Source organism: Brucella sp. JSBI001, from assembly GCF_026014005.1.
GTDB classification, from domain to species: domain Bacteria; phylum Pseudomonadota; class Alphaproteobacteria; order Rhizobiales; family Rhizobiaceae; genus Brucella; species Brucella anthropi.
This window is the reverse complement of the sequence record NZ_CP110339.1, coordinates 1402206-1420218: the sequence shown is the minus strand read 5'-3', so window position 1 is coordinate 1420218 and position 18013 is coordinate 1402206. Positions and strand designations below refer to the sequence as shown.

The following is an 18013-nucleotide window of genomic DNA, read 5'->3' as shown; positions in this document are numbered from 1 at the left end:
ATGAATAAATTTCAGTATAATAGGACAATTCTGGATATGTCATGATGGAGTTGGTAGACGCATGTGGGAACCCATGTTGGAAATGCGCAAGGGCGTCACCAAGCATAGGCTTTTGACAGATAAAATTGTCGACGATATCGAGAAAGGCGTTCTTTTGCCGGCCACGCGTATGCCGACCCATCGCGATTTGGCGCACAAGCTCGGGCTTTCGGTGCAGACGGTGAGTATCAGCTACAAGGAGGCAGAACGGCGCGGTTATTTACGTGGTGAGGTTGGCCGGGGAACCTATGTCTGCAACCGGGTGACGGAGCGGGCTGATCGTTTCATGCTTGATCGGGATCCCAGCGGAACGGCGGATCTGTCGATCATTCGCGCCGTCTATACAGAAGCCCACGAGAATGCATCGCGTCGTCTGCTGGAGGAAATGAGCCAGTCGGACAATGCGAGCTTCATGCGCCCTTGCCGTCCGATTGCGGGGCTGGATCGGCATCGTGCTGTCGCGCGGGACTGGTTGCGTGGTCTTTCCGTGGATGTCGATCCGGGCCGGATCATCATCACGAATGGCGCTGCTCATGGCTTGTTTCTTGCCGTCGCTGCTGTCGTCCAGCCGGGAGAGGTGGTACTGACGGAAAGCCTGACCGATCATGGCATCATAGGTCTTGCCAATGTGCTTGGCTTCACGCTGCGTGCGCTGCCGACGGATAGAGAAGGTATTCTGCCCGATGCCTTTGAAATTGCATGTAAGGCGGGAGATGTAAGGGCGCTAGTACTCATCCCGACGCTTGGCAATCCGACCAGTCATTTAATGGGCGCTGAAAGGCGCATTGCTGTTGCGGATATTGCCCGGCGATACGGCGTTTGTGTCATCGAGGATGAAGTCTATAAGCCGATCCTTGAAGAGCCTCTGCCATCAATGCCGGAACTGCTGCCAGAACTGGGCTTCTTCGTAACAAGCTTCACCAAGACGGTTATGACCGGCTTGCGGACAGGCTATCTTGTGGTGCCTGCGCATTATTCCATCCGCGTAACGTCGATTTTGCGCGTCACGAGCTGGAGCGGCGTTAATCTCGTTGCAGAGATGGTCAGCCGCTGGATCGAGGACGGAACGGCGACCGGGCTTCTGGATATTCAGCGTAGCGAATTGCGTTCAAGGCAGACATTGGTAGCCGATATTCTTGAACCGCACATTGCAGGCAGCAATCCGCTGTCGCTTTGTGCGTGGTTGAAGATCCCGCGCAACTGGTCGGAGGATGGTCTGGTCCGTGCTCTGGCAAGCAAAGGCGTTGCTGTCACACCTTCTGATCCGTTCGTGGCGGGCGGTGAACGGGGGGATGGGGGCATCCGCATTTGCCTCGGCGGAAGGCTTTCGCGATCTGCCTTGCAGACAGCTCTTGAAACTATTCGCGAAACCTTCGCGCAACTACCGCCGGTCTATGATGTCAGTTCTATAGCCTGAGTGCTATAGAACTGATTGCAGAAACTCTTTGGTCCGCTCTTCGGTCGGAGACTGGAATATCTGTTCGGGCGTGCCCTGTTCGCAGATGCGTCCCTTGTCGAAAAAACAGACACGATCGGAAACTTCGCGTGCAAAGCGCATTTCATGGGTGACGAGGAGCATTGTCAGATCATGTTCTTGCGCCAGACTGCGAATGACCGCCAGAACTTCGCCGACAAGCTGTGGATCAAGTGCCGATGTAGGCTCGTCAAAGAGTAGAACACGCGGACGCATAGCCAACGAACGCGCAATCGCAACGCGCTGCTGCTGGCCACCTGAAAGCTGTGAAGGGTAGTGATCTTTCTTGTCTGTCAGGCCGACAAGAGCAAGAAGATCGAGTGCACGCGCCTCGGCTTCGTCCCGCTTCATACCGAGAACGTGTACAGGCGCTTCGATGATATTGCGCAGCACAGACATATGCGGAAACAGGTTGAAGCTCTGGAACACCATACCGACATGCGATCTGATTTTACGCAAGTGGGCTTCGCTCGCCCGAAACTGTCCTTTGCCGTTTGGTTGGTGATAGGACATATCTGCGAGTTCGAGCGTACCCTCCTGAAACGGCTCCAGTGTCATGAGAATACGGAGCACCGTTGATTTTCCCGATCCTGATGGACCGATCAGCGTTACTTTCTCGCCTGTCTTGACCGAGAAATTGAATTGATCCAGCACAGTCAGTGCGCCGAAACGCTTGGCTACGTCCTGAAAGCGGATAATTTCCTGGGTCATTTGAGGGCGATCCCGTTCTTTGGAAGTGTGCGTTCGAGCAGGCGTATGAGCGCCGAGCAGATAAGTGTCAGGATGAGGAAGATCAGGCCGACCATCGACAGTGGCACCAGATATTCGAAGGTGCGGTCGCCGATCAGATTGGCGAGGTTTAGCATGTCGACGATACTGACGACAGACAGAACCGGGGTCTCCTTCAGCATCGAGACAAGGTAGTTGCCCATAGCCGGGATGATCCGGGGTATGGCTTGCGGAATGACGATATCGCGATAGGTGCGCCATGGTGTGAGGTTCAGCGCACGTGCCGCTTCCCACTGTCCGCGCGGAATGGCCTCTATACCTCCGCGATAAACCTCCGACGTATAGGCCGAATATTGAAGGCCAAGCGCCAGAGCGCCGGTCAGGAATGCGGGCAGTACGATGCCGTAGACAGGCAGCACGTAGTACAGGAAAAACAACTGCACCAGCAGCGGCGTATCGCGCAGAAACTCCACAACGACCACGGTCGGCCAGGATATGATTTTGTATGGGCTGCGGCGCAGAAGCGCAAAGACAAGGCCGAGCACCAGTGCAATAGCAAAGCCGGTGGCTGCGGCTTTCAGGGTTACCGTCAGACCAATTGCCAAAATTGGCAGAATGGAAATCGCAAAGGAAAGCGTGGACGAGGTGTCCCATGCATAGCCGTAGATCATGCGAAACCTCCTGCCATTGTCTGGCGTTTCAGTCGTCGCTCAAGCCAGCGAATAGCGGAGGCGAGCACCAGAGCCATTGCAAAATAGCCGAGTAATGTCAGTGAGTAGATCGTTACATTGTCCAGCGTCAGATTGCGCAAACGCTGGGCCTGGAAAGTCAGATCGCTGATGGCGATAAGCGAGGCGAGTGCTGTATCTTTCAGATTATGAATAGCCAGATTGCCGAAAGCCGGCATCATCTCGACAACCGCCTGTGGCAGGACGATGTGAAACAATGTGTGGCCTCTGCTGAAGTTGAGGGCTCTTGCGGCTTCATGTTGCGCTTCAGGAACGGCCTGCAAGGCACCACGCACGACCTCAGCACCATAAGCACCGATATTGAGGCCAAGCCCCATAATGCCGGTCGTGATCGGATCGAATGAAATGCCGATCAATGGCAGGGCGTAATAGAGCCAGAACAATTGCACGAGCAGTGAAGTACCCCGGAATATCTCGATATAGATCACCGCAATCGTGGAAAGGATCGGCCCACCCGCAAAACGGGCAATGCCGGCTGCGAACGCCAGCAGAGTGCCGATAGCCATCGAACTGAGGGCAAGAACGACGGTGATTTGTGCGCCTTTGAAAAGGGCGGGAAGATACTCCGTCCAGTGCATATGGTCTTCTCCCGATAGAGATGAGACAAGGCCCGCCGAACCAATCATCATGGCACGGCGGGCGACAAAAGCGTTACTTTGCGTTGCAGAGGGTGGCCGTATCAACAGTCCGGGCCGCCTCTACGCTCTCTTCGCTAAGCCCGTAAGTCATCAGGATTTTGGCGTAGTCATCAGTTTTCTTGAACTCGATGAGTTCCTTATTGAAGGCGTCGTAGAATTCCTTGTCCTCCGGACGGAAGCTGAAAGCGCCGAAACTGCGCGCGGACTTGCCATCCACAACCGGATCGGTAAATGGATGTGCCTGTTCCAGTTGTGGCGAATTTTCAACGAGCTTGGCCACTGTCAACTCTGTTGCGGCATAGGCATCCGCACGACCGGTCTGAACCGTGGATGGAGCGTCAGCATTGCCCTGAATCATGATGATCTGCGATTCATCGATACCCATTCCATGCAGGAAATCAATCTGATCGGCACCCGAAACGATTGCGACTTTCAGAGACGGATCTTTCTTGATGTCGTCATAGGAATGAATGTTTTTTGGATTGCCTTTTGGCACCAGGAGACCTTCACCATAGCTGGAATTGGCCACCGTGAACTGAACCTGTTTACAGCGGTCGGGCAAAACATTCTGCTCGGCGGCGACAAACTCAAAGCGTTTGGCCTTCAATCCGGGAATAAGCGAGCCGAAAGGCGTAACAGTCCAATCGACTTCTTCAATTCCGAGTTTTTTGAAAATTGCTGCGGCAACGTCAGGGCCGATGCCTTTGGCTGCGCCACTTGCGTCCATATAACCATAGGGCACTTCGTTGGCGGTCGCTCCTCGCACAAACCCTGCGCTTTTCAGATCGTCAATGGTGACGGCCTGTGACGGGATTGTAAGAGCTGCAAATGCTGCCGCGGAAAGCAGAGCGGAAATCGTATGAAGTTTCATGCGCATGGTGTTCACTCCTCTTTATGGATGCCGGTTGTTTTTGGTCCGGCTTTTCAATTGGTTGGTACTGATTGATTTAAGACGAAGAAGGCTCCTCGCTGATCGTGGCGATGACCGAAAGGCAATCACCCATCTTGATGAGACCCGGAAAGTGTCGTGCCGCGAGAATTCCGTCGAGTGCGGCGCGGTACTCCTGCGGAGCTACGCCGGTGCGCGCCACATTATGAACGCGGGCAATGAGGTCGCCCTTGCGTATTTCCGCGCCAAGATCGACCAAAGGTTCAAGCAAACCTTCGGTATCGGCAAAGCCGAAGCATTCCTGCGATGGCATATCGAGCCATGTGGTGGGCGAAAGCTCCACCTCTCCTTGCAGAATGCCTGCGTGGCGCAATAGGTTGCGAATGCCACGCTTGGCGATTGCTGCCGACCGTGCTGAAATCGTGCCGCCGCCAGAAAGCTCGGTCGTCACAAACACCTTGCCCGCTTCTTCAGCGGTCGTGTCGTACATGCCTACAGCATCGATCTCGATCATTCGCATGGAGAAAGGGGCGGAGAATGCTTTGACGGCAGCAAAGCATTGGGCTTCCTGAGTTGCATCGGGCAGGGCGTGCGCGGCGGCATAGGGCAGGAAGTCGAGTGTTCGTCCGCCGGAATGAAAATCCATGACGATATCGGCTGTGGGCAGCAGATAGCGGGTGAAATAATCGGCGATCTTTTCAGTTACCGTGCCATCCGGACGGCCGGGGAAACTACGATTGAGATTGCCTTTATCTATCGGCGATGTGCGTGTTCCGGCCATGAAGGCCGGGAAATTCATTGCAGGAACAATAATAACGCGTCCGTTGATCTCAGCTGGTTTCAGATTGGCGGCTAGATCGTAGAGTGCAACCGGCCCCTCATATTCATCGCCGTGATTGCCACCCGTAAGAAGGGCGGTCGGGCCGTTGCCGTTACGAATGACACAGATTGGCAGCATCAGCGAGCCCCAGGCGGAATCGTCTCTGGACCATGGCAACCGCAAATGCCCGTGCTGTACGCCGTCGCGGTCAAGATCGACAGTCGGCGTGATCGGGGAGGGACGTGATGGAGGCGAGCTAAGCATCATCGCAGCGTCCTAATCCTTGACCACGAGTTTGCGTGGCACATTCGACAGGCATTCGACGCCGGTTTCGGTGATCACGATGCTCTCGGTGATCTCCAGCCCCATGGTTTCCAGCCAGAGACCTGTCATGAAATGGAAGGTCATCCCGGGCTGCAACTCGGTGTGATCGCCGGGGCGCAGGCTCATCGTGCGTTCGCCCCAATCCGGTGGATAGGACAGGCCGATTGAATAGCCGGTGCGGTTGTCTTTGATGATCCCGTATTTCTTCAAAACAGCGAAGAAGCCGTTGGCGATATCTTCGCACGTGTTGCCAGGGCGAGCAGCAGAAAGTCCCGCTTCCATACCTTCGAGCGTTGCTTTTTCTGCATCAAGAAAAGCCTGCGTCGGCTTGCCGAGAAATACAGTCCGCGACAGTGGGCAATGATAACGCTTATAGCAGCCGGCGATTTCGAAGAAAGTACCTTCTCCGGTCTTCATCGGTAGATCATTCCAGGTGAGATGCGGGGCGGAGGCATCGGGTCCAGAAGGCAGCAGTGGCACGATGGCAGGATAATCGCCGCCGAAATCGTCAACGCCGCGCGTGCCTGCATCGTAGATTTCGGCAACCAGATCGCATTTACGCATGCCCGGCTCGATTTTATCGACGATGCGCTGGTGCATGGCTTCCACGATGCGACCGGCTTTGCGCATATAGCCGATCTCGGTTGAACTCTTCACCGCCCGCTGCCAGTTGACGAGACCTTGCGCATCTTTGAACTGTGCATTGGGCAGATGCTTCTGCAGAGCATGGTGGGCCGCAGCAGTGTACCAGTAATTGTCGAACTCGACGGCTATCGTCTTGTTACCCCATCCCTTTTCCTCAAGGATTGAGGCCAGAAGGTCCATCGGGTGGCGTTCCAGCGATTGCACGTAATGGTCGGGATAGCCGATAATGTTGTCATGGCTGATCCACGCGGTGCGTTTAGCACCGTTGCCATCCTGACCACGACCATACCAGATCGGTTCGCCTTCCATCGAAAGCACAACGCATTGATGGACATAGAAGGACCAGCCATCATAACCGGTAAGCCAGTGCATGTTGGACGGGTCTGTGACGATGATGACATCGAAGCCTGCCTTCTCCATGGCGCGACGGGTTTTGGCTATCCGCTCATCATATTCCGCGCGGGTGAAGTTGAGTTCCACACTCATCGACTGGCTCCTGCAGTTTTGGTTGAATCAATTTTCGTGCCTGCGTCGCGCAGGCTGGCGCGCTCCGTCGCAAGACGGGCGATTGCAGTATCCTGAACCCCGGTGCCGGTGAGGTCGCAGAAGGTTATGTCCTCTGCCTTCCGCTGGAATGTGGGGGCATTGAGAACGATCTGGCCCAGTTCTGGAAAGACAGTATCCGCTGCAACAATCCCAGCCGAAATTGCGTGGTGCAGTTCGCCAAGCCTGCGTGTCTGGGAGAGGCTGTCAGCGACATAGATGATTGATCGCTGGAAAAGGGTGGGGTCGATCTCGTTCTTATGTTCGGCATCCGATCCCATAGCAGTAACGTGCTGACCGGGTGCAAGCCATTCAGCCTTTATGAGTGGCGTTTCCGATGGCGTGGTCGTGACGATGATGTCAGTGCCATCACAAGCTTCCTTTGCATCTGCAATCGCCGTCACCGGTATTCCGAGCTTTTGGGTGAAGTTTTGCGCGGCTTTTTTCGCGCTATCGAAGTTGCGTGCCCAAATCCGCGCCTCGGTGATGGGGCGCACGAGCGTCAGCGCTTCAAGCTGCATTCCAGCCTGCATGCCCGCACCGATGATGGTGGCGACACGGGCATTTTCCCGCGCCAGATATTTTGCTGCGACAGCACCGGCAGCCGCTGTACGCACATCGGTCAGATAGCCATTATCCAGCAACAATGCTTCGATAAGCCCTGTCTTTGCCGAAAACTGGATCATCAGCCCATTGGTGGATGGTAAGCCGATGGAAGGATTATTGAAGAAGCCGGGACTTACTTTGATGGCAAAGCTGTCTATCCCGGGAATATAGGCCGTCTTCACATCGACTTCGCCACGTTCTGCGGGGATATCCAACCGAAGAATGGGCGGCATGCTGACACCGCCACTCGCGAGTGCCCGGAAAGCATCCTCCACGCACGCCACGCTTTCAAGTTCGAGGGCTATGATCTGTCGCAGATCAGCTTCGGTCAGAATTCTCATTTCAGCCATCAGCCTGCCCTCCGATAACGGTCTTCCACGATTGCGCGATGTTGTTCGGGATCGATATTGCCACCAGAAACAATGATGGCGGTTGGTCCTGTCGGCCTGATCTTGCTGCTCAACAAGGCGGCAATACCGACGGCCGCGGCCCCTTCGATGACTTCGCCTTCTTGCGTTGCGGCATGTCTGATCCCCGCTGCGATCTCCTCTTCATCGAGCAGGATCACATCATCAAGCAGCGAGCGGCACATCTCAAAAGTCCAACGGTTATCGAGGCCTATGCCACCACCGAGGGAATCTGCCAGCGTATCCTGTTCCTCAACATTGACTGGTTTGCCCGCTTCAAGGCTCGCTTGCATCGCCGCGCCGCGGCGCATGGAAATTCCAATTACCCGCGCTAGTGAGCGTTTTGCTTTCACTGCTGCAGCCACTCCGGCGGCAAGTCCACCACCAGAAAGCGGAACAAGCACGGTGTCCAGTTCAGGGAGGTCTTTGACAATTTCCAATCCCATCGTTCCCTGTCCGGCAATGATGCGCGGATCGTCGAATGGTGGGATGGCATTCATGCTTTCATCACGCACAAGTCGCACGACTTCTTCCATCGCATCGTCCTGTGAGTTCCCAACGATGCGCACATCCGCACCAAGATCGCGGATTGCCTCGACCTTATTGCGCGGTACAAGCGATGAAAGACAGATTGTGGCGGTCAACCTTTGCATGGACGCCGCATGAGCCAACGCGCGCCCATGATTTCCGGTAGAGGCTGTGACAAGTCCCTGCTTGCGTTCATTTTCGGACAGGCTGAGAACGGCATTTGTTGCGCCGCGAAGCTTGAAACTACCCGTTGGTTGGCGGTTTTCAAGCTTGAGAAAAACCGGCACGCCTGATCGCCTGCTGAGACTTTCGGAGTGGATCAGCGGTGTTCTTTGGACATGACCATTCAGCCTGTCTTGGGCTTGCTCTATTTCGTTGAGACTGATCATTTGCGACACACTTCCCGACATCCGCACCGCCGTTCAAAGCGGCGTGACAATGGGGAGCGCTGCACCAAGCAAAACACGTCTTCGCTGCAGGCGAGCAAATTGAGGGCGCAATAATACGCTACGTGCGAAACCGTAAGGCCGCATCTTCGTTCCCCATATGTTTGATTTTTTGTTCTTGGCTCTATGTGTGAAAGACCTATAGGATCATGTCAATAATTATATTGGATCATTACAATTTTGATCTGTCACGACTTTTCGATGTCGGAGCCTTGTCAGCGGCGCAGGGGCGTGCCAATGAGAACAGGAATGTTTGCAGATGCTGGATCAACAGAATGAAAGCCGCCTTGAAGCTCGACGCCGTCGATTTGCGTATTCTCGAAGCCGTTCAGGAGAATGCGCGGATCACCAAGCTTGCCTTGGCGGAGAAGAGCGGGCTTTCTGCGACACCCTGCTGGCTGCGACTGCGCAAGCTGGAAGAGGCGGGGATTGTCACGGGCTATCATGCGCGCATCGCCTACCGTAAAATTGCTCCCATCGCGCATGTCATTGTGCAGATCACTCTGGGCAATCATCGTCAAAGCGATTTTGACCGGTTCGAAAGAGCCGTCACAGCAGTACCCGAAATCGTGTCCTGCTGGTCGGTTGGCGGTGGAGTGGACTATTTTCTGATGATCGTGGCGCGCGACATTGATGGCTATCAGCGTCTGATTGACCGTCTTCTGGATCAGAATATCGGCATAGAACGCTACTTCACCTATATCGTGACTAAGCTGGTCAAGGACGAGAAAGCGAGTGCACCTTTGTCGCTGTTCAAGGAAGTCGCGGACTAGCCCAAACAGACTGTCTGGCTTTTAAATTTAGTCCAATTCGAATGTTCGTCGGGCTGCCTTTGGTCCGAATCCAGAGCTATCCTGTGACAAACTTCTTCCTGAATTGGGAGAAGAACAATGAATGCCGTTCTGGATCATCCGATACAACATGATGGGCTTGGCAGGCTTCGCGATAAGCATCTTTTTCGTGAGCTGGGCTATGTCGATGGACGCTGGGTAGCGGGACAAAAGGCCGAAACCTTCCCTGTTCTCGATCCTGCAACGGGTCAACGGCTTGCCCGTGTGGCTAGTCTTGGCGAAGCTGAGACGACGCTTGCGATCGATGCGGCAGTAAAGGCGTTTTCGGCCTGGCGTGATAAGCTGCCCCACGAACGATCCGCGGTCTTGCGGCGTTGGTTCGAGCTGGTCACGGCAAATCGCGAAGATCTCGTATTGCTGATGACGCTGGAGCAGGGCAAGCCGCTGGCGGAATCGCGCGGCGAAATCGACTATGGCGCATCTTTCATCGAATGGTTTGCAGAAGAGGCCAAGCGTCTTAACGGCGAAACCATAGCGAGCCATCTCCCCAATGCCGAGATGCTCGTGCGCCGTGAGGCGTTGGGTGTCGTAGCACTTGTTACTCCATGGAATTTTCCGCATGCCATGATCACACGCAAGGCGGCTGCAGCGATTGCCGCCGGTTGCCCGGTCGTCGTGCATCCGTCTTCAGAAACACCGCTTTCTGCACTCGCCCTCGCCGAACTGGCCGAACGTGCGGGAATGCCTGCGGGCATATTCAATGTGGTGACGGGCAAAGCCGCGCCTATCGTCGATGTATTGTGCCGCGACGAGCGTGTACGGGCGCTGAGCTTCACCGGTTCAACGGAAATCGGCAAGCTGATCGCTACCAAATGTGCGAATACGATGAAACGGCTTGTCATGGAGCTTGGCGGACATGCACCTCTAATCATCTTCGATGACGCCGATGTCGAGCGGGCGGTCGATGTTGCTATGGCCGCCAAATTTGCGACCTCTGGTCAGGATTGCCTTGCTGCCAATCGTATCTTTGTTCAGCGCGGCATTCTGAAAGCATTCACAAAGGCTTTTGCTGTGCGCATTGAGGCGCTGAAGGTCGGCAATGGTCTTGATCTGACGGTGGAGATTGGGCCTCTGATGCACAGCCGGGCGGTGGACAAGGTCGAAGAGCACGTGCGGGATGCTGAAAAGCGAGGCAGTAAGATACTCGTCGGCGGCAACCGGCTGAGAGAGAACTCGCTTTTCTTTGAACCGACATTGCTGGTCGATGTGCCTGACGATGCGGCGATTATGCACGAAGAGACATTCGGACCGGTAGCTGCTGTCACGGTTTTTGATGATGAGGACGAAGTCATAGCCCGCGCCAATGCCACACAATATGGCCTCGTTGCTTATGTCGTAACGGTGAATGGCGCCCGACAGCTCCGCATGGGGCGCGCACTCGAATATGGAATGGTAGCGATCAACCGCGCGAAAATCACCGGCGCACCGATCCCTTTCGGCGGCTGGAAGCAATCCGGGCTTGGCCGCGAAGGCTCCCATCAAGGCATCGAAGCCTTCACCGAACTCAAATATCTCTGCATCGATAGTGCCGCGTGAAAGCGTGGCGACTGGAAAGGAACATAACCATGTTGAACAATAGCAATGAACTCACCGCCTGGGACCGGGATCACTTCTTTCATCCGTCCACGCATATGGGTATGCATGCCCGTGGTGAAACGCCAACGCGCGTGTTGGAAGGCGGCGAGGGCGTGTACATTGCCGATGTAAATGGCCGGAAGAGCCTTGATGCCTTCGCGGGTCTTTATTGTGTCAATGTTGGTTATGGCCGCACAGAAATTGCGGATGCGATTGCAGAACAGGCGCGCAAACTTGCCTATTATCATGCCTATGTCGGTCATGGCACTGAAGTGTCGATCACGCTTGCCAAGATGATCATCGACCGCGCGCCAGACCACATGAGCCGCGTTTATTTTGGTCTGTCCGGTTCGGATGCGAACGAAACCAACATCAAGCTGATCTGGTATTACAACAATATTCTTGGCCGCCCGGAAAAGAAGAAGATCATTTCTCGTTGGCGCGGATATCATGGTTCGGGCGTGATGACGGGAAGCATGACGGGTCTTGCAACCTTCCACAACGCCTTTGACCTGCCACGTGCACCGGTCCTGCATACGGAATCGCCATACTATTTCCGTCGCGCGGATCGCTCGATGAGCGAAGAACAATTCTCGCAACATTGTGCCGACAAGCTCGAGGAAATGATCCTTGCTGAAGGTCCGGATACGATTGCTGCCTTTATTGGTGAGCCGGTTCTGGGTACGGGGGGCATTGTGCCGCCACCGGCTGGTTACTGGCAGAAGATTCAGGCTGTTCTTGATCGCTACGATATTCTGCTCGTTGCCGATGAGGTCGTTACCGGCTTCGGCCGTCTTGGCAGCATGTTTGGTTCCGACCATTACGGCATGAAGCCAGATCTGATTACCATCGCCAAGGGATTAACCTCGGCCTATGCTCCGCTTTCCGGCTCGATTGTATCGGACCGCATGTGGCAGGTGCTGGTTCAGGGATCGGACAAGATGGGGCCAATTGGCCATGGCTGGACCTATTCTGCCCATCCGATCTGCGCTGCAGCAGGCGTAGCCAATCTCAAGCTCATCGACGAGTTGAAATTGGTTGAAAATGCCGGCTCCACAGGTGCCTATTTCCGCAAGGCACTGCAGGATGCTCTTGGCGATCACAAGCATGTCGGCGAAATTCGCGGCGAAGGTCTGATGGCGGCAATCGAATTCGTGGAAGATCGCGACGACCGCAAATTCTTCGATCCTTCGCTGAAGATCGGCGCACAGGTTTCAACGGCACTTCTTGCCAACGGCGTTATCGCTCGCGCTATGCCTGAAGGCGATATTCTCGGATTTGCTCCACCACTCTGCCTGACGCGTGAAGAAGCAGACAAGGTTGTTGCCGCGACGAAAAAGGCAGTTGCGACCGTCTTTGCTTGAGCCAGTAAGAGCCGTGGCTGTCGGATATTCAATGTCTGACAGCCACGGCTTTTCTCTTTGTTCGCCAGAACAGAAATGTCGCCTTGTCGAAGCCGTTCCATTCGCCATATGTGTTGGTGAGGCATTGAGGAACCATTCCTATGACGACGATTGGCTTGAAGCGTATTTATGAAGCTCCTTCACCGAACGATGGCTACCGTGTACTCGTGGATCGTGTTTGGCCGCGCGGTATGACAAAGGAGAAGGCGGATATAGATCTTTGGGCCAAAGATATTGCCCCGACCGCCAATCTTCGCAAATGGTTCTGCCATGATCCGGCGAAATGGAATGATTTTCAGATAAAATATCGCGAAGAGTTGGAAGGTAACAAGCCAGCACTGAAGGATTTGATCGCGACCGCCAAGGCAAGAGGTGGGCGACTAACGCTCTTATATGGCGCGAAAGACGAAGAGCATAATCAAGCTGTCGTCTTGCATGAATTCATGCAAACTCTGTAGACGGCCTCAAAGAGTGCCACAACCGTGGCACTCTTTGGTATTCAATCTCAAAATCACCACTTGGTGTGGACCTTGAGTAGCGCTTTACGCCCTTCACCATAGCCGCAGACATAAATGCCCTGACAACCAGCGACATAGTTCTTGTCGAACAGATTGGTGACGTTGAGGTCGACCCCCCAATTGTCTTTTTCGTAACCGAGCTTCAGGTCGGCAAGCGCCACAGCTGGCACCTTGAGTGTATTTTCCTCATCGGCATAAGAGGAACCGAGGTAGCGTACACCGCCGCCGAGCGTCACCCCTTGAAAAGCACCGTCTGGCACCTTGTACTCGACAAAGACGGAAGCCTGTTGTTCCGGCAAGAGGTAAGGACGATTGCCGATAATATCGGGGTTGCTGTCATTCTCTTTGATTTTCAGGTCGTAGGCAGTAACCGAAGCAGTCACTTTCCAGGCATCGGTGATATTGGCCTGAACTTCCAGTTCGAAACCGCGCGAGTTGACCTTGCCAAGCTGCTCACGCGCGAAGCTGGAGCCAGTGAGGGCATTCTCCTTGGTCAAATCAAACAGTGAAGCGGTGATCAAACCGTCGAACAATTCCGGACGGTATTTGACGCCCACTTCATACTGTGTTCCCGTCTCCGGTTGAGCATAGCTGCCATCTGCCAGCGTTTCGATGATCGGATTGAAGAAGGTCGCGACGCTGACATAAGGCGTTATGCCATTGTCGAACTCGTAGCCCAGTCCAGCGCGGCCTGAAGCTTTGCCCTTGTTATATTCGTAGCTCGGCAATCCTGCCGCGTCAGTTTTGACATAGTCGTAGCGACCGTTGAATGTTGCGATCCAGCCGTCGCCGAACTCTACTCGATCCTGTGCGTAAATGCCGATCTGGTGACGTCGCAGATCCTGATCGATATAAGGGTCGAACATCGGGCCCTGTGGTTCACCATATACCGGATTGAAACCATCGATAACAGTCGCCCCGCCGGTCTGCTGCATCTGTTCAATACGGAAATAACGGTACTCGACACCAAACAGAAGATTGTGTGTCAGAGCATCGGTCTCGACTGTTCCCTCAAGCTGGTTGTCGGCAAGGAAGGTATTGACCGTCGTATCGTGCCTGAAATTGATGCGCGCAATGTTCGGATTTCCTGGTGCCGGCTGCGGCAAGAAACCTTCATAACCATAGGCGTAAAGGGTGTGTTCTTCACATGTGAAAACCATAGCGAACGTTCTGCCGTACAGTCCAGTCATTGTCGAACTGATGCTCGAATTCATAGCCGATGGAGGCCTGCTCGCGCTCGTAGGAATCAATGTCGGGCTCGGTGAAATTTCGCTTGCGCGAAATCTTGCCGAACTCGGTTGGAACGACAGTGCCGTAGTAGGGAAGAAAGCCTCCGCCATCGTGGGTCAGATCAAGATGGGTATAGTTGCCGAGAATGGTCAGCTTCGTCGCTTCGTCCGGCTTGTATTCAATGCTTGGCGAGATGACGCCGCGAAATTCCTTGGCGAAGTCTGTATAATTATTGCCACCCTGAATCTTGCCGTTCACACGGTAATTGACCGTATCGCTGGCTTTGTCGCCGATGTCGAAGCCAAGATAGGCATTACCGTAACTATTGATGCCCGTTTCTAGATATCGCAGCCGCTCGTCGGTCGGACGCTTGCTGATATAGTTGACAATGCCGCCCGGATTGGACCCGCCGTAAAGGGCAGACGATGCACCACGCAGAACGTCGATACGTTCAATGCCAAAGCTATCGATCAGGAAACCACCGAAGCCGTAGCTGAAGTTCTGCAAACCGTCGAGATAGGTGCCGTATTGGGTGGCTTCGAAACCGCGAATATAGAGCCAGTCGGTATCGTTATCGACACCGAAAGGCTGTCCGAGCACACCTGGCGTATAGCGCAATGCTTCGTCCAGCTTTTGCGCGCCGATGGTATCCATCTGCTTGCGCCCTACAACTGATACGGATTGTGGAATCTTTTCGATGGCAACGCTGTCTTTCGAGCCGGTTGTCGTTGCTGTTGGAACAAAGCCGTTTACCGGCGCAACACCCTCATCACTACGACCATTTCCCGTCTGTACGACAACCGTGTCAAGGCGAACCGTATTGTTAGCCTCTTGCGCATAGGTTGTCGAAACCGGCAGAAACGCAAATGCTGCGTTGCCGGCCAGCAGCATCAGGAAGTGTTGCTTTATCGATGTGGTCATTCGGTGCAAGCCCCTTGAGAAATCCTATATCTGACCCAACTTGCCAACGTCCGATAAGACAACAGCCAGGTGCGGCGAATGCGTCAGCGCTGCAACGCATTGCAAATTAATATGAGTATTTACATCAAGATATTGCTAGAAGATTGTTCGTTATTTCGCCTAATTGAATGATCTTTGGCTAATGTAAAATGTCCTCAAATATCGCTCGTGCTGGGTTTACTGTTGGTGTTGTCTGACCCAGGCGGCAGGCGTAATGCCGGTCAGTTTCTTGAAAACACGGGTGAAATGCGCCTGATCGGCGAAGCCCGTGAGAGCTGCGATATGGGGTAGGGACACGTTTGGTTGCAGAAGCAGCATCTGCGCTTGATCAATGCGCTTCCGCATCTGCCAGGCGTGCGGTGAAACACCTGTCGAGGCCTTGAAGGCGCTGCAGAAATAGGATTCGGACAATCCGGCGAGCGTTGACAGTTCTTGAAGGCGGATAACGCGCGCGTAATTATCCTCCATGAATTCAGTAACGCGGCGAAGCTGTCGCGGTGAAAGCTTGCTGTTAAGTGTCCTTTGTTCCAACTGCGCTTCAAAGAGTTCTGTTACAAGTGCGGTTAGCAGGCCCTCTCCATAAAGGTCATGCATCGGTGCTTTTGAAATGCATTCTTCGGCCAGCAAGGAACCAATCTGTTCGATCTTCGAGTTCGAAAAGAACAGGCGAGGCTTTTCGATGCTACTTTTGTCCAGTACGTGACCGAAGCGTTGTTGTAGGGCAGCAATATCGAAATGCAGATCGAGATGCTTTAGTTTTCCCGGACGTGTTACGCGGCTCCAGATCGTCATGCCAGCAGGGACGTAGCAAAGCCTTTGCCGCGGTTGAACACTCGCCAGCGTATGGTTGGTTTGTTCGGGGCGGATTGCCAGTTCCCCTCGGCTTTCAAGCACAAGAAAAAGGCGCGGCGCTTCCGAAACATATTCTCCGCGTGCGCCTGGTCCGCAATCGACCGACCATACGTCGGCTATTGCGCCATTCCAAACGCGATAATGGAGATCGTCCAGTAAGCTGACGTCTTCAATGTGACTTTTCATATGCGGATGGAAGCCCAAACTCTTCTTCCCGATGGTGTTTCTCAAAACATGTATATCTTTCTCATATTTTGCTATCAACCTTCGATGAACTGCTTTATTGCAGGGCAGATATCTAGGTCCTGACCCTAGAGTTGACCAAAATCAGGAATGAGAATGATGACCTCCGCTCTGTTCGAACTCGAGAATGTCACCTTTTCAGCCGCCGGGCGCGTCCTGTTGCAACCGCTGACGATGTCGATACCGGTGGGAAGCCTGACAGCGCTTATCGGGCATAATGGTTCAGGCAAATCAACACTTCTGAAGATTTTGGCTCGGCAGCAGCCAGTGTCCGGCGGGACTGTACGCTTTGCGGGTAAGGCGCTTGGTGATTGGGGTGACCGTGAGTTTGCGCGTAAGCTTGCCTACCTGCCACAGCAGACTGCACCTGCGGCAGGCATGCTGGTCAGGGAACTTGTCGCTTTGGGGCGCTACCCCTGGCACGGTGCTCTAGGGCGCTTCGGCGCAACGGACCGTCAGAAGGTGGAAGAAGCCATCGAACTGACCGGGATCGGAGCCTTCGCGGACCGATTGGTCGATACCCTTTCGGGCGGTGAGCGTCAGCGCGTCTGGCTCGCCATGCTGGTTGCTCAGGATGCGGAATGCCTTCTGCTTGATGAACCGACTTCGGCGCTGGATATCGCGCACCAGATCGAAGTTCTCTCGCTTGTGCGTAAGCTGTCACACGAAAAGGACCTGAGCGTCTTCGTCGTCTTGCATGATGTCAATATGGCCGCACGCTTTTGCGATGAAGTGTTTGCACTCCACAGCGGCAGATTGATCGCACAATCCACGCCTAAGGGAATTATGGTGCCAGAACGCCTGGAGGAAATCTATGGCATTCCGATGGAAGTCATGCAGCACACTTCTACGGGACAGTTGATCGCTTCGCCGCGATAGGCTGTCAGTCCCTACCTTCTTCGGGCGTTCCTAACGGAAACAGATGACGGAATGGTCGCGCTTCGTCGAGTGCGCGGGCATAGCTCGGCCGTGCAAGCAGACGTTTGCGATAGGTCCACACATTGGCGAATTTTTCGGGAATGGCATAGGTCCAGTCTGCGTAGAGCAGGGCAGGCGCCGCAGCGCAGTCGGCAAGGCTGAAATCATCCCCCGAGACCCATTTGCGCCCTTCCATATGTCGATCCAGAAACGCATAGGCTGTATCGAAGGCTGCTCGCCAGCGGTTGCCCCCGTCGTCATGCTCGCGACCAAGTGCGATATAGACGAGGCGTTGCTGCGGGTAGTTTATGTAATTATCGAAGAAACGATCCCACATTCTCACGTCAGCGCTGACAAGCGGGTCCGATGGGATCAGTTGTCTGGTGTGGGGATGGGTGGCGTCGAGATACTCGATGATACCGGTCGCTTCAAACACCAGTTTTCCATTATGCGTTAGCACGGGGAATTTACCGAAGGGCCAAACGGCGTTGAACTCGCTCGCTACCGGTTCCGTACCATCAAGAATTCTTGCTTCGAAAGCTATGTCCTTTTCATAGAAGGCGGTTATCGCTTTTTGGCAGTATGACGAAAAGGGATGAAGGTAGAGTTTCAAGGTCATCGTGGTC

The 18013-nt window shown here is 54.3% G+C and carries 16 protein-coding genes and 1 pseudogene; 6 read left to right on the top strand and 11 right to left on the bottom strand.

What is annotated here, in order from left to right; translation table 11 throughout:
* Positions 1 to 61 precede the first annotated feature (61 nt).
* Positions 62 to 1456: a PLP-dependent aminotransferase family protein gene (locus LJ361_RS06890; protein WP_264813074.1), complete on the top strand. Its 1395-nt coding sequence runs from the start codon at positions 62 to 64 to the stop codon at positions 1454 to 1456.
* Between the two features lie 3 nt (positions 1457 to 1459).
* Here the strand turns inward: LJ361_RS06890 and ehuA are convergent, their stop codons facing one another.
* The 8 genes from ehuA to eutB all read right to left on the bottom strand — a co-directional run bounded on the left by ehuA (position 1460) and on the right by eutB (position 8780).
* Positions 1460 to 2224 (bottom strand): ectoine/hydroxyectoine ABC transporter ATP-binding protein EhuA, encoded by a 765-nt coding sequence (ehuA, locus tag LJ361_RS06885; protein ID WP_029927582.1) that lies wholly within the window; start codon positions 2222 to 2224, stop codon positions 1460 to 1462.
* Entirely contained in the window at positions 2221 to 2913 is a 693-nt protein-coding gene (ehuD, locus tag LJ361_RS06880; RefSeq protein WP_010658662.1) for an ectoine/hydroxyectoine ABC transporter permease subunit EhuD, read from the bottom strand. Before ehuD ends, ehuA begins: the two co-directional genes overlap by 4 nt.
* A complete protein-coding gene (ehuC, locus tag LJ361_RS06875; protein ID WP_010658663.1) occupies positions 2910 to 3569 on the bottom strand; it encodes an ectoine/hydroxyectoine ABC transporter permease subunit EhuC in 660 nt (219 codons plus the stop codon). Before ehuC ends, ehuD begins: the two co-directional genes overlap by 4 nt.
* Before the next feature lie 73 nt (positions 3570 to 3642).
* Positions 3643 to 4506, bottom strand: a complete 864-nt coding sequence (gene ehuB / locus LJ361_RS06870; protein ID WP_151615630.1) for an ectoine/hydroxyectoine ABC transporter substrate-binding protein EhuB — start codon at positions 4504 to 4506, stop codon at positions 3643 to 3645.
* Positions 4507 to 4576: 70 nt separating this feature from the next.
* Positions 4577 to 5605, bottom strand: a complete 1029-nt coding sequence (gene doeB / locus LJ361_RS06865) for a N(2)-acetyl-L-2,4-diaminobutanoate deacetylase DoeB (protein WP_264813072.1) — start codon at positions 5603 to 5605, stop codon at positions 4577 to 4579.
* A 9-nt stretch (positions 5606 to 5614) separates the two neighbouring features.
* The gene (gene doeA / locus LJ361_RS06860; protein WP_029927576.1) at positions 5615 to 6793 is read right to left on the bottom strand and encodes an ectoine hydrolase DoeA; all 1179 of its coding nucleotides are present in this window, start codon (positions 6791 to 6793) and stop codon (positions 5615 to 5617) included.
* A complete protein-coding gene (locus tag LJ361_RS06855; RefSeq protein ID WP_151615632.1) occupies positions 6790 to 7806 on the bottom strand; it encodes a cyclodeaminase in 1017 nt (338 codons plus the stop codon). Before LJ361_RS06855 ends, doeA begins: the two co-directional genes overlap by 4 nt.
* Positions 7806 to 8780: a hydroxyectoine utilization dehydratase EutB gene (gene eutB / locus LJ361_RS06850; RefSeq protein ID WP_043063069.1), complete on the bottom strand. Its 975-nt coding sequence runs from the start codon at positions 8778 to 8780 to the stop codon at positions 7806 to 7808. Before eutB ends, LJ361_RS06855 begins: the two co-directional genes overlap by 1 nt.
* Positions 8781 to 9124: 344 nt before the next feature.
* Here eutB and LJ361_RS06845 point away from each other — a divergent pair, with 344 nt between their 5' ends.
* The 4 genes from LJ361_RS06845 (at position 9125) to LJ361_RS06830 (ending at position 13124) form a co-directional block, all read left to right on the top strand.
* On the top strand, positions 9125 to 9610 hold the full coding sequence (locus LJ361_RS06845) for an Lrp/AsnC family transcriptional regulator (RefSeq protein ID WP_264813579.1): 486 nt from the start codon (positions 9125 to 9127) through the stop codon (positions 9608 to 9610).
* Positions 9611 to 9727: 117 nt separating this feature from the next.
* Positions 9728 to 11224: an NAD-dependent succinate-semialdehyde dehydrogenase gene (locus LJ361_RS06840; protein ID WP_151615633.1), complete on the top strand. Its 1497-nt coding sequence runs from the start codon at positions 9728 to 9730 to the stop codon at positions 11222 to 11224.
* Positions 11225 to 11253: 29 nt separating this feature from the next.
* Positions 11254 to 12627, top strand: a complete 1374-nt coding sequence (locus tag LJ361_RS06835) for an aspartate aminotransferase family protein (protein WP_151615634.1) — start codon at positions 11254 to 11256, stop codon at positions 12625 to 12627.
* A 140-nt stretch (positions 12628 to 12767) separates the two neighbouring features.
* Complete coding sequence (locus LJ361_RS06830) at positions 12768 to 13124, top strand: DUF488 domain-containing protein (RefSeq protein ID WP_010658672.1); 357 nt, start codon at positions 12768 to 12770, stop codon at positions 13122 to 13124.
* 53 nt (positions 13125 to 13177) lie between these two features.
* Here LJ361_RS06830 and LJ361_RS06825 read toward each other — a convergent pair.
* Positions 13178 to 15335: pseudogene (locus LJ361_RS06825) on the bottom strand (TonB-dependent siderophore receptor).
* Positions 15336 to 15551: 216 nt separating this feature from the next.
* Positions 15552 to 16412, bottom strand: coding sequence for a helix-turn-helix domain-containing protein (locus LJ361_RS06820; RefSeq protein WP_235916957.1), 861 nt, complete (start codon positions 16410 to 16412; stop codon positions 15552 to 15554).
* Positions 16413 to 16568: 156 nt separating this feature from the next.
* Here LJ361_RS06820 and LJ361_RS06815 point away from each other — a divergent pair, with 156 nt between their 5' ends.
* Positions 16569 to 17348, top strand: a complete 780-nt coding sequence (locus tag LJ361_RS06815) for an ATP-binding cassette domain-containing protein (RefSeq protein ID WP_029927561.1) — start codon at positions 16569 to 16571, stop codon at positions 17346 to 17348.
* Positions 17349 to 17352: 4 nt separating this feature from the next.
* Here the strand turns inward: LJ361_RS06815 and LJ361_RS06810 are convergent, their stop codons facing one another.
* On the bottom strand, positions 17353 to 18006 hold the full coding sequence (locus LJ361_RS06810) for a glutathione S-transferase family protein (protein ID WP_029927559.1): 654 nt from the start codon (positions 18004 to 18006) through the stop codon (positions 17353 to 17355).
* Positions 18007 to 18013: the final 7 nt, after the last annotated feature.